The sequence below is a fragment of the Pseudorhizobium flavum genome, from assembly GCF_044142885.1.
In the GTDB taxonomy this organism is placed as follows: Bacteria; Pseudomonadota; Alphaproteobacteria; order Rhizobiales; family Rhizobiaceae; genus Neorhizobium; species Neorhizobium flavum.
The window spans coordinates 585,145-597,839 of the sequence record NZ_JBIOKZ010000001.1 but is presented as its reverse complement, the minus strand read 5'-3'; the positions used below and the strand labels follow the sequence as shown (position 1 = coordinate 597,839).

Annotated in this window: 14 protein-coding genes; 11 read left to right on the top strand and 3 right to left on the bottom strand. The window is 61.6% G+C overall.

Going from position 1 to position 12,695, the window contains the following annotated elements:
• Positions 1-15 precede the first annotated feature (15 nt).
• From ACEPP2_RS02815 to trmB, 10 genes are all read left to right on the top strand, one after another.
• Positions 16-444 carry a Fur family transcriptional regulator gene (locus ACEPP2_RS02815; protein ID WP_152341180.1) on the top strand — a complete coding sequence of 143 codons (429 nt, stop codon included), beginning with the start codon at positions 16-18 and terminating at the stop codon, positions 442-444.
• Positions 444-1,238, top strand: a complete 795-nt coding sequence (locus ACEPP2_RS02810; protein ID WP_395515800.1) for a lysophospholipid acyltransferase family protein — start codon at positions 444-446, stop codon at positions 1,236-1,238. Before ACEPP2_RS02815 ends, ACEPP2_RS02810 begins: the two co-directional genes overlap by 1 nt.
• Positions 1,239-1,279: 41 nt before the next feature.
• Positions 1,280-2,692 carry a tRNA (N6-isopentenyl adenosine(37)-C2)-methylthiotransferase MiaB gene (gene miaB, locus ACEPP2_RS02805; RefSeq protein ID WP_395515723.1) on the top strand — a complete coding sequence of 471 codons (1,413 nt, stop codon included), beginning with the start codon at positions 1,280-1,282 and terminating at the stop codon, positions 2,690-2,692.
• Between the two features lie 25 nt (positions 2,693-2,717).
• Positions 2,718-3,773 carry a PhoH family protein gene (locus tag ACEPP2_RS02800; protein WP_395515722.1) on the top strand — a complete coding sequence of 352 codons (1,056 nt, stop codon included), beginning with the start codon at positions 2,718-2,720 and terminating at the stop codon, positions 3,771-3,773.
• An 18-nt stretch (positions 3,774-3,791) separates the two neighbouring features.
• Positions 3,792-4,313, top strand: a complete 522-nt coding sequence (ybeY, locus tag ACEPP2_RS02795) for an rRNA maturation RNase YbeY (RefSeq protein WP_395515721.1) — start codon at positions 3,792-3,794, stop codon at positions 4,311-4,313.
• Positions 4,310-5,500 (top strand): transporter associated domain-containing protein, encoded by a 1,191-nt coding sequence (locus tag ACEPP2_RS02790; protein WP_395515720.1) that lies wholly within the window; start codon positions 4,310-4,312, stop codon positions 5,498-5,500. The genes ybeY and ACEPP2_RS02790 overlap by 4 nt, the downstream gene beginning before the upstream one ends.
• Positions 5,501-5,573: 73 nt before the next feature.
• On the top strand, positions 5,574-7,169 hold the full coding sequence (gene lnt, locus ACEPP2_RS02785; protein WP_395515719.1) for an apolipoprotein N-acyltransferase: 1,596 nt from the start codon (positions 5,574-5,576) through the stop codon (positions 7,167-7,169).
• A 133-nt stretch (positions 7,170-7,302) separates the two neighbouring features.
• Entirely contained in the window at positions 7,303-7,719 is a 417-nt protein-coding gene (locus tag ACEPP2_RS02780) for a helix-turn-helix domain-containing protein (RefSeq protein ID WP_077547455.1), read from the top strand.
• A 159-nt stretch (positions 7,720-7,878) separates the two neighbouring features.
• Positions 7,879-9,123, top strand: coding sequence for a methionine adenosyltransferase (gene metK / locus ACEPP2_RS02775; RefSeq protein WP_395515718.1), 1,245 nt, complete (start codon positions 7,879-7,881; stop codon positions 9,121-9,123).
• An 82-nt stretch (positions 9,124-9,205) separates the two neighbouring features.
• Positions 9,206-9,907 carry a tRNA (guanosine(46)-N7)-methyltransferase TrmB gene (trmB, locus tag ACEPP2_RS02770; protein ID WP_395515717.1) on the top strand — a complete coding sequence of 234 codons (702 nt, stop codon included), beginning with the start codon at positions 9,206-9,208 and terminating at the stop codon, positions 9,905-9,907.
• Between the two features lie 10 nt (positions 9,908-9,917).
• Here the strand turns inward: trmB and ACEPP2_RS02765 are convergent, their stop codons facing one another.
• On the bottom strand, positions 9,918-10,175 hold the full coding sequence (locus tag ACEPP2_RS02765; protein WP_077547457.1) for a BQ00720 family protein: 258 nt from the start codon (positions 10,173-10,175) through the stop codon (positions 9,918-9,920).
• A 45-nt stretch (positions 10,176-10,220) separates the two neighbouring features.
• Positions 10,221-10,649: an Hsp20 family protein gene (locus ACEPP2_RS02760; RefSeq protein WP_395515716.1), complete on the bottom strand. Its 429-nt coding sequence runs from the start codon at positions 10,647-10,649 to the stop codon at positions 10,221-10,223.
• Positions 10,650-10,815: 166 nt separating this feature from the next.
• Here ACEPP2_RS02760 and ACEPP2_RS02755 point away from each other — a divergent pair, with 166 nt between their 5' ends.
• The gene (locus ACEPP2_RS02755; RefSeq protein ID WP_395515715.1) at positions 10,816-11,760 is read left to right on the top strand and encodes a nucleoside hydrolase; all 945 of its coding nucleotides are present in this window, start codon (positions 10,816-10,818) and stop codon (positions 11,758-11,760) included.
• Here the strand turns inward: ACEPP2_RS02755 and ACEPP2_RS02750 are convergent.
• Complete coding sequence (locus tag ACEPP2_RS02750; RefSeq protein ID WP_152341170.1) at positions 11,757-12,656, bottom strand: ribokinase; 900 nt, start codon at positions 12,654-12,656, stop codon at positions 11,757-11,759. The genes ACEPP2_RS02755 and ACEPP2_RS02750 overlap by 4 nt on opposite strands.
• Positions 12,657-12,695 lie beyond the last annotated feature (39 nt).

Sequence of the window (12,695 nt, the reverse complement as noted above, 5' to 3'; positions counted from 1 at the left end):
AGAGGCGGCAACGTCATGACAGATCTTTCCAAGACACTGGAAGAACTGTGCGCCGACAAGGGCATGCGCATGACGGAGCAGCGCCGGGTCATTGCGCGCATCCTCCAGGAATCCGATGACCATCCCGATGTTGAGGAACTCTATCGCCGCTCCTCGACCGTAGATCCTCGTATATCGCTCTCAACGGTCTATCGGACTGTGAAGCTGTTCGAGGACGAGGGCATCATCGAGAAGCATGATTTCCGGGATGGTCGCGCGCGTTATGAGACCGTGCCCGAGGAACATCACGATCACATGATCGACGTCGAAACCGGGTCCGTCATCGAGTTTCATTCGCCTGAAATCGAGGCGCTGCAGGAGCGTATTGCCCGCGAGCATGGCTTCCGCCTCGTCGGGCATCGGCTGGAGCTCTACGGTGTGCCGCTCGACAAGGGCGACGCTTGATCACCTGGTTGCGGATCGGCTTCGTCGTCGTCTCGCTTGCGGCAGTCACGCTGGTGCTCCTGCCTCTCCAAGTCGTCGGGCTGGCATTCGACCTGAGGCTCCGCCGCTACGTCCCGCGATACTGGCACCGCGCCGCCTGCCGCCTGCTCGGCATCCGCATCCACGTTCACGGCAAGCCGGAGCCGCGCCGGCCGCTGATGCTCGCCGCCAACCATGCCTCGTGGAAGGACATCCTGGTTCTCGGCGCGATCGCCGACGTTGCCTTCATCGCCAAGTCTGAAGTCGCCGACTGGCCAGTTTTCGGGCTTCTCGCCAAGCTGCAGAAGACGATCTTCGTGGCGCGGGAGCAGAAGCGCCAGGCCGGCCGCCAGGTGAACGAGATCGCCGAGCGTATGAAGGCGGGTGAAGTCGTCGTGCTCTTCCCGGAAGGCACGACGTCAGACGGCAATCGGGTGCTGGAGATAAAGTCGTCGCTTTTCGGCGCTGCCGCGGCGGCCGTGCCGCAGGTGCCGGGCAATGTCGTCCATGTCCAACCGGTCGCCATCGCCTATACGCGGGTGCACGGCATGGCAATGGGACGGTATCACAGGCCCATTGCAGCTTGGCCGGGCGACATTGAGCTGGTGCCACACCTGATCGGCGTGCTCAAGGCGCAGGCGATTGATGTCGACATCTCCTTCGGACAGACAGTCGAGTTTCGAGCCGGCGACAACCGCAAGCTGTTGAGTGCAGCGGTCGCCGCGCAGATCCGGCGCATGCTGCTTACTCGACTTCGCGGTCGCGAGGCCGGATAAACCCTTCTATTGCGGGCCGTCTTGCGGTAAAGAGCCCGCCCATGAGCAACGACACCGCAACAACTCCTCCGGCCGCAGACAAGGCAGGCGCCGCCAATACCCGCAAGGTATTCATCAAGACCTATGGCTGCCAGATGAACGTCTACGATTCCGTGCGCATGGGCGACGCGCTTGCCGGTGACGGCTATGTTCCGACCGATGCCATGGAAGAAGCGGACCTGATCCTGCTGAACACCTGCCATATCCGGGAGAAGGCTGCGGAGAAGGTCTACTCCGCGCTGGGACGGCTGCGGGACATGAAACAGGCCCGCAAGGCGGACGGGCAGGAATTGATGATCGGCGTCACCGGCTGTGTCGCGCAGGCGGAAGGGGAAGAAATCCTCAGGCGTGCTCCCGCAGTCGACGTGGTTGTCGGGCCGCAAACCTATCATCGGCTTCCCGAGGCGCTGCGGCGTGCAAGAGAGGGCACGCGGGTCGTCGATACCGACTACGCGGTCGAGGACAAGTTCGAGCACCTGCCGGCGACCGAGAAGGCGCGGATTCGCGCCCGCGGCGTTACGGCATTTCTCACCGTTCAGGAAGGCTGTGACAAGTTCTGCACCTTCTGCGTAGTGCCCTACACGCGTGGTGCGGAGGTCTCGCGACCCTTGCACCAGATCATCGACGAGGCCCGCCGTCTGGCAGATGCCGGGGTGCGCGAGATCACGCTCCTCGGCCAGAACGTCAATGCATGGCACGGCGAGGGTCCGGATGGCCGGGAATGGGGATTGGGTGACCTGCTCTATCGCCTGGCCGAGGTTCCGGGCCTTGCCCGCTTGCGCTACACCACCAGCCATCCGCGCGACATGGACGATCGCTTGATCGATGCTCACAGGGATCTGCGCGCGCTGATGCCCTATCTGCATCTTCCCGTTCAGTCCGGCTCGGATCGCATCCTCAAGGCGATGAACCGGCGTCACACGGCGTCGGAATACCTGCGCCTGATCGACCGAATCCGCACGGCGCGGCCGGATATTGCCATGTCCGGCGATTTCATCGTTGGCTTCCCCGGAGAGACCGATGTCGACTTCGAGGATACGCTGCGGATCGTTCAGGCGGTCGGCTATGCCCAGGCCTTCTCGTTCAAGTATTCCACCCGTCCCGGCACGCCCGGCGCCGACCTTCCCGATCAGGTTCCCGAGGACGTGAAGTCGGAACGGCTTGAAAGATTGCAGACCCTCCTCTTGAAACAGCAGGCGGAGTTCGCCAAATCCTGCGTTGGAAAGGTCATCGACCTGTTGCTGGAAAAGCCTGGCCGGAACGAGGGTCAGGTGATCGGAAGATCGCCCTGGCTGCAGTCTGTGAATGTTGATGCAAAAACATCGCAGATAGGTGACATTATTCCGGTACGAATCATCGGAACGGGGCCGAACAGCTTGTTTGCCGAGCCCGTACGGGATGTAATCATAGCCTGAACCCACTGGCGAGGAGCTTGCCTACTTGAACGGACACGAACTGGTTTCTTCACCCGCGCGTCAAACCCGAACCGCTGCGCCCGATGCCAACCACTTCGTGCTGACATTCGAGAACAACAGGTTGGCGAGCGAACTCTTCGGACAATTCGACCAGAATCTGAAATTGCTCGAGGAGCGGCTGCATGTCGATGCCCGCGCCAGGGGCAATTCCGTATCGATCTCCGGCGATGTCACGGCGACCAACCAGGCGCGTCGCGCCCTCGACTACCTCTACGAGCGGCTCCAGAAGGGCGACAGCGTCGAGGCTTCGGATGTCGAAGGGGCGATCCGCATGGCTGTTGCGGCGGACGACCAGCTGCAGTTGCCGACCATGGAGCGCAAGGCGAAGCTGTCCATGGCGCAGATTTCTACGCGCAAGAAGACGATCGTTGCACGTACCCCTACCCAGGATACATACATTCGGGCGCTCGAGCGGGCGGAACTCGTCTTCGGCGTCGGCCCGGCCGGCACGGGCAAAACCTATCTCGCCGTAGCGCACGCGGCCCAGTTGCTCGAGCGCGGCGCCGTGGATCGAATCATCCTTTCCCGTCCGGCTGTTGAAGCGGGGGAACGACTGGGCTTCCTGCCCGGCGACATGAAGGAGAAGGTCGATCCCTACCTGCGGCCGCTCTACGACGCGCTTTACGACATGATACCGGGCGACAAGGTGGAGCGTGCGATCACCGCCGGCGTCATCGAAATCGCCCCGCTCGCCTTCATGCGCGGGCGCACGCTCTCCAATGCGGCTGTTATCCTCGACGAAGCCCAGAACACGACATCGATGCAGATGAAGATGTTCCTGACCCGCCTCGGCGAGAATGCGCGGATGATCATTACCGGTGATCCGAGCCAGGTGGACCTTCCGCGCGGCGTCAAGTCCGGTCTCGTGGAAGCCTTGCATGTCTTGAAGGGGGTGGAGGGGATATCCGTGACCCGCTTCAAGGACATCGACGTGGTGCGCCACCCGCTCGTCGGGCGGATCGTCCAGGCCTATGACGCCCAGTACGCTGTTCACGAGGAAAGCGAGGAAGTCGACCGGTAAGGTGCCGATCGCAGTCTGATGCCGCAATTGGATATACAGGTTAGCGTCGAGGAGACCGGGTGGTCCTCGGAAGAGGAACTGGCGAAGCAGGCCGCCACCGTCCTCTCGGTTGCAGCAGATTATCTGGCCGATGCGGAAGGGCAGCCCTTTCCCGCTTACCCTGTTGAAGTCTCGATCGTCTTCACGAGCGATGAAGAGATCCGCGCCATCAATGCCGAGTGGCGAGGCAAGGACAAGCCGACCAATGTCCTCTCGTTCCCTGCTTTCCCGATCGCGCCGGGCAAGATGCCGGGCCCGATGCTGGGTGACATTGTACTGGCCCGGGAGACAGTCGAGAGGGAAGCCGCGGAGCTCGACAAGAGCTTCCACGCGCATTTGACGCATCTGCTGGCGCATGGCTTCCTGCACCTGTTCGGCTATGACCACATGGAAAATGACGAAGCCGAACGGATGGAGGCGACGGAGACTCGCATTTTGGCCAAGCTTGGCCTATCTGATCCCTATGCGGGACAAGACCCGATCAATGACCTGGAACGATGAACGACATATCGACCATTGCTGCCCATGAGGGCAAGTCCGGTTCGGACACTTCCTCGGAAGAAGACAGTAGTCCGCTCCGACGCGACAACCTTACCCGAAGCCAGAGTTCCTTTTGGGCGCGGATGATGCGCCTCGTGCGACCCGCACAGGGCGAGCGCCTGCGGGAGGATCTTGCGGATGCGCTGATGACCGACGCCGGAATCAGCAGTGCCTTCTCGCCCGAAGAACGGGCCATGCTGCACAATATCCTGCGGTTCCGTGAGGTTCGTGTCGAAGACATCATGGTTCCGCGGGCCGATATCGAGGCGGTCGACATGACGATCACGCTCGGCGATCTCATGATCCACTTCGAGGCGACAGGCCGGTCGCGAATGCCTGTCTATTGCGATGCACTGGATGATCCGCGCGGCTTCGTCCACATCCGCGATCTTCTCTCCTACCTCGCGAAGCAGGCTCGCAACAAGCGACGCTCGGTCCCGCGCGCGGCTCCGGCCCAGCCCATGCCGCTCGCCAGCGAGAAGACCGAGAAGCCGGCGCGAACGCCGAAACCCTCCTTCGATCTCGGTCGGGTGGATCTCAGCAAGACGGTCGCGGAGGCGGGGCTGATTCGCAATATCCTATTCGTGCCTCCGTCCATGCTTGCCTCCGACCTGCTCCAGAGCATGCAGGCGGCGCGAACGCAGATGGCGCTGGTCATTGACGAGTATGGCGGCACCGACGGTCTCGTCTCCCACGAGGACATCGTGGAAATGGTGATCGGTGATGTCGAAGATGAACACGACGACGACGAGGTCATGTTCTCGCGTTCGGCCGATGACATCTTCGTGGCCGACGCGCGGGTTGAGCTGGAAGAGATTGCCGAGGCGATCGGCCCCGACTTCGACATCCGCGACCGTGTCGAGGATGTCGACACGCTGGGTGGACTGATCTTCTCGGCGTTGGGCAGGATTCCGGTTCGCGGCGAGGTGGTCCAGGCTCTTCCGGGCTTTGAGTTTCACATACTCGACGCCGATCCTCGACGGATCAAGCGGGTGCGTATTGTCCGCAAGCGCGTGCTTGCCCGCCGGCGACACAACAAGGGCGAGCCGGACACTGCTGCCGAAGCCGATTCCAGCGCCACCGCCCCTGTTGCCGATGCGGTGACTGTCGCCGACGATACAGCATCCGATGTTCGGAATGCCTCCTAGTACCCTTGGCGGGACAGGCGGCGGGAATTTTGAAACACTGCGATCCTGATTCGGGGCAGGGGAAGGATTGCGGATGGAGCGGCTGGCGGGCAGGATAATGCTTCTATGGGGCGCGCGCCGTCATGCGCTCGCCCTTACCGCCGGTGCGGTTGGCGCCCTTGCCTTGCCACCCTTCGGGATATTCGGCGCTCTCTTTGTCTCCTTCACGCTGCTGGTCTGGCTGATGGACGGGCAGGCGTCGCATCCGGAAAGCGGATGGGTAGTGCGCCTGCGATCCGTGTTCCTTCTCGGATGGTCCTTCGGCTTCGGCTACTTCCTCGCTGGTCTCTGGTGGCTTGGCAACGCCCTTCTGGTCGAAGCGGACCAGTTTGCTTGGGCCCTGCCGCTTGCGGTGCTCGGCCTGCCTGCCTTTCTGGCCCTCTTCTTCGGCCTGGCGACGATGGTTGCCGGACTGCTCTGGTCGGACGGGCTGGCTCGGCTGGCTGCACTGGCCTTCGGGTTCGGCCTTGCGGAATGGCTCAGAAGCTTCGTGGCAACCGGGTTTCCCTGGAACGCGATCGGCTATGGCGCCATGCAGACGCCGATCATGATGCAGTCCTCCGCAGTCATCGGACTCTTCGGCGTGACGACATTGGCAGTCTTCATCTTCTCGCTTCCTGCACTCTTCGGCACGCGTCGTGGACTGGCTGCGGGAATGGCCTGTGGCATCGTCCTCTTGTGCGCACATTTCGGTTACGGCGCCTATCGTCTTTCCACCACGACAGATGATGCCGGCGACGACCCGCAGAAGATCGTGCGGCTTGTCCAGCCGGTGCTGGACCAGTCCCGGAAGCTTCAGAACTCCGACCGGGCGGCGATCTTCGAGGAGCATCTGGCGCTGTCATCCGCTGCACCGGCAGAAGGCGACAGACGGCCCGACATTATCGTCTGGCCCGAGACTTCGGTGCCTTTCATCCTGACCGAGAACCAGGATGCGCTTGTCCGGATCGCGGAGGTGCTTGAGGAGGGACAGGTTCTGGTGGCGGGGGCAGTCCGCGTAGAGTATTCCAGCCCCGGATCACCTCCGCGCTACTATAATTCCGTCTATGTCATCGACGACCGGGGAGAGATCCGTGGTGCCGCCGACAAGGTGCACCTCACCCCGTTCGGAGAATACGTTCCTTTCGAAGACTGGCTGCGGGATTGGGGGGTTGAGAACCTGGTCGCCCTGCCGGGGGGCTTTTCGGCCGCCGCCACACGCTCTCTCCTGTCTCTGCCTGATGGCCGTACCCTCTATCCACTGATCTGCTACGAAGCGATCTTCCCGCACGAGATCGGCGACGATGTGGGATTGTCCACCGCGATCCTGAACATCACCAACGATGCCTGGTTCGGCGACACACCCGGCCCCTATCAGCACTTTCAGCAGGCTCGCCTGCGCGCAGTGGAGACCGGCCTTCCTCTTATTCGCAGCGCCAATAGCGGGATTTCCGCAGTGATCACGCCTGCGGGAACGGTCGTCGACAGTCTGAGCTTCAACCAGAAAGCCTTCCGGGATGTTGGGCTCAAGGAAGTCTCGATGCCGTCGTGGAGCGACGCTGACCGCCAGACCCATTTCTGGTTGATTGAAATGATCATGTTCTTGATTGCAGTCACTTCGCGCAATGGTTTTAATTTCCGACGGAATTGACCGAAAACCCCCAAAATTGCATAGTGAGGCTGCGCTTCTGTTCTCCAAGGTTTAGAAGTGATATGCGTTCCTGCCACCGCAAGGTTCGGCGGCAGTCTCGGAGCGGTTTGCAGACCTACGTCAGGACAGAGTGATGATTGAAAACAAGAAGAAGCCGAATCCCATCGACATCCATGTTGGAAGTCGGATTCGTCTTCGCCGTACCATGCTCGGTATGAGCCAGGAGAAACTGGGGGAGAGCCTCGGCATTACCTTCCAGCAGATCCAGAAGTATGAAAAGGGCACGAACCGGGTCGGTGCAAGCCGTCTGCAGAACATCTCCAGCATCCTGAACGTGCCTGTGTCCTTCTTCTTCGAAGACGCCCCCGGTGAAAACCGTGCTTCCCCTGCGGGGATGGAAGAGGCATCGAGCTCGAACTTCGTGGTCGATTTCCTCTCCTCATCTGAAGGTCTTCAACTCAACCGGGCTTTCGTGAAGATTTCGGACGCTAAGGTCAGGCGGCGGATTGTCGATCTGGTAAAGGCGCTGGCCGCCGACGCTGACGAGTAATATTCTGAATGTCTTGAAGAGCGGCCGCTGGGCCGCTTTTTTTATGCCGACAGGCGCGGCAAGGCGCGATTTCAGATATAAAGATATATTTATGTCCTTGTCTTTGGCAGGGTGAGCCACTAAGAGGTTGGCTGTTTCTTTTCTTGAGGGGAATCCCGCATGCGTGAGAGCTATCTCTTTACCAGTGAATCGGTTTCGGAAGGTCACCCTGACAAAGTATGCGACCGGATCTCGGACGAGATCGTCGACCTTATCTACCGTGAGGCGGCGAAGACGGGAATCGACCCCTGGACGGTGCGGGTGGCATGCGAAACCCTCGCGACCACCAATAGGGTGGTCATCGCCGGTGAAGTACGGCTTCCGCCGAGCCTGATGAAGAAGGACAAGGACGGCCGCGACGTCATCAATCCGTCGAAGTTCCGCTCCGCGGCGCGCAAGGCAATTCGCGACATCGGTTACGAGCAGGATGGCTTCAACTGGCGCACGGTGAAGGTCGACGTCCTCCTGCATTCACAATCGGCCGACATTGCCCAGGGCGTTGACAGCGCTGCAGACAAGCAGGGTCATGAAGGGGCGGGCGACCAGGGTATCATGTTCGGCTATGCCTGCCGCGAGACACCGGATCTGATGCCGGCGCCGATCTATTACTCGCACCGCATTCTCCAGCTACTCGCTGCGGCACGCAAGAAGGGCGAAGGCGATGCCGCCAAGCTCGGTCCTGACGCCAAGAGCCAGGTGACCGTACGCTACGAGAACGGCAAGCCGGCTTGCGTCGACTCCATCGTCCTCTCCACTCAGCATCTGGACGAAAGCTGGGATTCCAAGAAGGTGCGCGCCGTCGTCGAGCCCTATATCCGCGAGGCGCTCGGCGATCTGAAGATCTCGGATGATTGCAAGTGGTACATCAATCCGACCGGCAAATTCGTCATCGGCGGTCCGGATGGAGACGCCGGCCTGACCGGCCGCAAGATCATCGTGGACACCTATGGCGGTGCTGCTCCCCATGGCGGCGGCGCGTTCTCCGGCAAGGACACCACCAAGGTTGACCGGTCGGCTGCCTACGCCGCTCGTTACCTCGCAAAGAATGTCGTTGCAGCCGGCCTGGCTGATCGTTGCACGATCCAGATTGCCTATGCGATCGGTATCGCCCAGCCCCTGTCCATCTACGTGGACCTCGGGGGGACCGGAAAGGGCGTCACCGAGGATCAGGTGGAGGCGGCTATCCGCAAGGTCATCGATCTGTCGCCATCCGGCATCCGCCGCCATCTCGACCTGAACAAGCCGATCTACGCGAAGACCGCGGCCTACGGCCATTTCGGCCGCAAGCCCGGACGTGATGGTTCCTTTGCGTGGGAGAAGGTTGATCTGGTGAAGCCGCTCAAGGAAGCGCTGAAGGCTGCCTGACCGGCCTTTACGGATCCGTTGTGAAGACTGTAGAGCGGATGGCTCTCAAGCCGTCCGCTTTTCTGTTGTTGAAAGACCCACGATGACCGATCGACACTACCCTGGCCGTGCCACCGAAGCCTTCTTTGGCCGGCGCAAGGGAAAGCCGCTACGCGACCGCCAGGCGGAAAGTCTGGCAATGGTGCTGCCGGCGCTGAAGCTGGATCTGGCGGCGCCTGCGCCGGCGAGGCTCGCGGATCTGTTTTCGGTTCCTGTCGACGAGGTCCGGCTGGAAATCGGCTTCGGGGGAGGGGAGCATCTGGTGCATCGGGCCCAGGAGAGCCCCGTCACCGGCTTCATCGGCGTTGAACCCTTCGTCAATTCCATGGCAAAACTCGTGGGAAGGGTCATTGACCTCGACCTGCGCAATATCCGTCTCTACGACGATGATGCGACGCAGGTTCTGGATTGGCTTCCGCCGGCGTCAGTCGATCGTATCGATCTTCTTTATCCGGACCCCTGGCCTAAGCGGAAGCACTGGAAGCGCCGCTTCGTGTCGCAGGTGAACCTGGAGCGGTTCCACCGCGTCCTCAAGCCGGGCGGACTGTTTCTCTTCGCCTCCGACATCGATACCTATGTCAACTGGACGTTGATCCACTGCCGAAACCACGGGGGTTTCGAATGGCTTGCCCAGGACGCATCGGACTGGCTGACGCCCTTCGCCGGCTGGCCCGGCACGCGATACGAAGCCAAGGCGCGCAGAGAGGGGCGATCGTCCGCCTACCTTACGTTTCGAAGCGTCTAATCCAGAGGTTCTAGTGGAGGCTGACCGTCTTCAGGTCGTCCTCAGCCGCCTTGAAGAAGGTGCTTGAGCGGTTGTCGGTCAGCAGGATGGGAGTGCCGTCGGCACCGAAAAGTGCCCAGAGATCAAGATTGGGGTCCATGGACGGCGCTTCGGGGAAACAACGCGACACGTCTTCGTATCTGATCTTGCGAATGTAGCCGACTTCGCCGGCACCCAGATGGGCAAGTTCCGATTCGGTCAGCCGCGTATTCGCTTCTTTCAGGAGCATTCCAGCCTCCAGCATTGAGGGCATCACGACGATGATGTCGTTGCTCTACTCTGGGAGGGAAATGTTAATTTTTCGCACCATCCGGGCAGGTTCGGGTCGGACCAGGTCCACGGAAAGCAGGCCGTTTTTCAAAGCTGCTCCATTGACCTGCATCCCGTCCGCAAGAACGAACATCCGCTGGAACTGGCGTGCGGCAATGCCTCGGTAAAGGTAATCCCGCTCGGGCTGTTCTGCCTGACGTCCGCGTATGACCAGCTGGTTTTCCTCGACCGTGATGTCGAGTTCGTCCCGCGAGAAACCCGCGACCGCAATCGTGATGCGGAGGCGATCGGGAGCGCCGGATGAGTCCGGAAATACCCGCTCGATATTGTAGGGCGGATATCCGTCATTCGCCTTGACCAACCGCTCCAGCGTCTTCTCCATCGCGTCGAAGCCCAGAAGAAGTGGGCTGGCGAACGGTGTGATTCGGCTCATTTCTCAGTCCTTTTGAAGCGACCGCGACTCCGGCCCTCAATGGCGCCGGCCACGGCCGGAATATGGGAACGGCGCGCCTTAAACGCAAGCCTGGACAGAAGGCCGATCCATTGCCTCAGGCGTTTTGGCGGTGTAGCTAGACGCCGGACAGAAACGGGGCTCCGGCATGGCACAGCGTAGGAAGATCATCATCGACACCGATCCGGGACAGGATGATGCCGCCGCGCTCATGCTAGCCTTCGCCAGCCCCGATGAACTGGATGTACTAGGCCTCTGCGCGGTAGCGGGAAACGTGCCGCTCTCACTGACCAGCCGGAATGTGCGGATCGTCTGCGAACTCTGCGGGCAATCCGACATGCCGGTCTTCGAAGGCGCAATGCACCCGATCCTGCGCAAGCAGGTCACAGCCGAGCACGTTCATGGCCGCACCGGCCTGGATGGTGCGGAACTGCCGGAACCCACCATGGCGGCGCGCTCGCAGCATGCGGTCGACTTCATCGTCGAAACGGTGATGCGCGAGCCAGCCGGTAGCGTCACGCTGTGCACGCTCGGTCCGCTGACCAATGTTGCGCTCGCACTGCAGATGGAGCCGGCAATTGCCGGCCGCGTCCGGGAACTGGTGATGATGGGCGGCGGCTTCTTCGAGGGTGGTAACATCACGCCGGCTGCCGAATTCAACATCTATGTCGATCCGGAAGCGGCCGCGGCCGTCTTCGCCTCCGAAATCCCGATCGTGATGATGCCGCTCGACGTCACCCATCAACTGCTGACCCGCAAGGACCGCGTTGCGAGGATCGCCGCGCTCGGGACACGCCCGGCACAGGTACTGGTGGACTGGCTCGCCTTCTTCGAGCGCTTCGACGAGGAGAAGTACGGTTCCGATGGCGGTCCGCTGCACGACCCGACCGTTATCGCCTACCTGCTGAAGCCGGAGCTCTTCTCGGGTCGCCACTGCAATGTCGAGATCGAGACGCAGTCCCAGTTGACGGTCGGCATGACCGTCGTCGACTGGTGGCGGGTTTCCGGGCGCAAGCCGAACGCCATGGTCATGCGACACGTCGATGCCGACGGCTTCTTTGATCTGCTGACGGAGCGGGTCGGCCGGCTCTAGAGGCGGCTGGTGACTTCCTCTGCGAGCGGTATGGACGGCTGTGCCCCGGGTTTGAGACAGGCGAGCGAGCCGGCAACGGCCGCGCGCCGCAAGGCTTCCGCAAACGTGAGGCCGCTATCAATGCCGGCGGCGAGATAGCCGCAGAATGTGTCGCCCGCGCCCACGGTGTCTACCGGCTGGATGTCGAGACCGTGCGCATGAAACAGCTGGCCGTCCTGCACCGCGACCACGCCTTCGGCCCCGAGCGTCACGATCACGGTTTGCCCCGTTTCGGCATGCATCTTCCGCAGCAGGTCTTCGCGCTCGTTGGGCCGCAGATTCGCCTGGCCCGTCAGGAGCTCGAACTCGGTCTCGTTGGTGATGACCAAGTCGGCGAGCTTCGCCAGTCTTGCAGCATCCGCAGTGATCGGGGCGGTGTTGAGGATCGACCGGATGCCTTTCGCCTTCGCCGCCTGCAGTGCCGCCTCGACGGCAGCCGCCGGAACTTCCAGCTGGAGCATCAACACGTCTTCCGCCGACATCGCCTTGACCGCCGCGCGGGCCTGTCGCTCGTTAACAGTTCCGTTCGCCGCCGCAACGACGGCAATCATGTTCTCACCAGTGCCACCCACCAGAATGAGTGCCGTACCTGTTGGACCGTCAACATGATCGACGGCGGCCAGGTCGACACCCGCCTGATCGAGAAGTGAAAGCGCCGGCTTGGAAAACCCGTCCTTGCCGACGGCCCCTACCATGCGCACGAAGCTCCCGGCCCGCCGTGCAGCCAGCGCCTGATTTGCGCCCTTGCCACCGGCGGCTGTGGCGAAGCTGGTTCCGGCCACCGTCTCACCCGGTTCCGGCAGGCGTTCGGTGTTGGCGATCAGGTCCATGTTGATGGATCCGAAGACGGTGATCATGGGTGCTCTTTCTGCATCGTCAGAATTTGCTGGCGACAC

What these genes read in the sequence shown, in the direction of transcription:
- ACEPP2_RS02780 (WP_077547455.1), top strand. Translation starts at nt 7,303, where the DNA reads ATGATTGAAAACAAGAAGAAGCCGAATCCCATCGACATCCATGTTGGA.
- ACEPP2_RS02750 (WP_152341170.1), bottom strand. Translation starts at nt 12,656, where the DNA reads ATGATCACCGTCTTCGGATCCATCAACATGGACCTGATCGCCAACACC.
- ACEPP2_RS02790 (WP_395515720.1), top strand. Translation starts at nt 4,310, where the DNA reads ATGAACGACATATCGACCATTGCTGCCCATGAGGGCAAGTCCGGTTCG.
- ACEPP2_RS02815 (WP_152341180.1), top strand. Translation starts at nt 16, where the DNA reads ATGACAGATCTTTCCAAGACACTGGAAGAACTGTGCGCCGACAAGGGC.
- metK (WP_395515718.1), top strand. Translation starts at nt 7,879, where the DNA reads ATGCGTGAGAGCTATCTCTTTACCAGTGAATCGGTTTCGGAAGGTCAC.
- ACEPP2_RS02760 (WP_395515716.1), bottom strand. Translation starts at nt 10,649, where the DNA reads ATGAGCCGAATCACACCGTTCGCCAGCCCACTTCTTCTGGGCTTCGAC.
- miaB (WP_395515723.1), top strand. Translation starts at nt 1,280, where the DNA reads ATGAGCAACGACACCGCAACAACTCCTCCGGCCGCAGACAAGGCAGGC.
- lnt (WP_395515719.1), top strand. Translation starts at nt 5,574, where the DNA reads ATGGAGCGGCTGGCGGGCAGGATAATGCTTCTATGGGGCGCGCGCCGT.
- ACEPP2_RS02765 (WP_077547457.1), bottom strand. Translation starts at nt 10,175, where the DNA reads ATGCTCCTGAAAGAAGCGAATACGCGGCTGACCGAATCGGAACTTGCC.
- ACEPP2_RS02755 (WP_395515715.1), top strand. Translation starts at nt 10,816, where the DNA reads ATGGCACAGCGTAGGAAGATCATCATCGACACCGATCCGGGACAGGAT.
- ybeY (WP_395515721.1), top strand. Translation starts at nt 3,792, where the DNA reads ATGCCGCAATTGGATATACAGGTTAGCGTCGAGGAGACCGGGTGGTCC.
- trmB (WP_395515717.1), top strand. Translation starts at nt 9,206, where the DNA reads ATGACCGATCGACACTACCCTGGCCGTGCCACCGAAGCCTTCTTTGGC.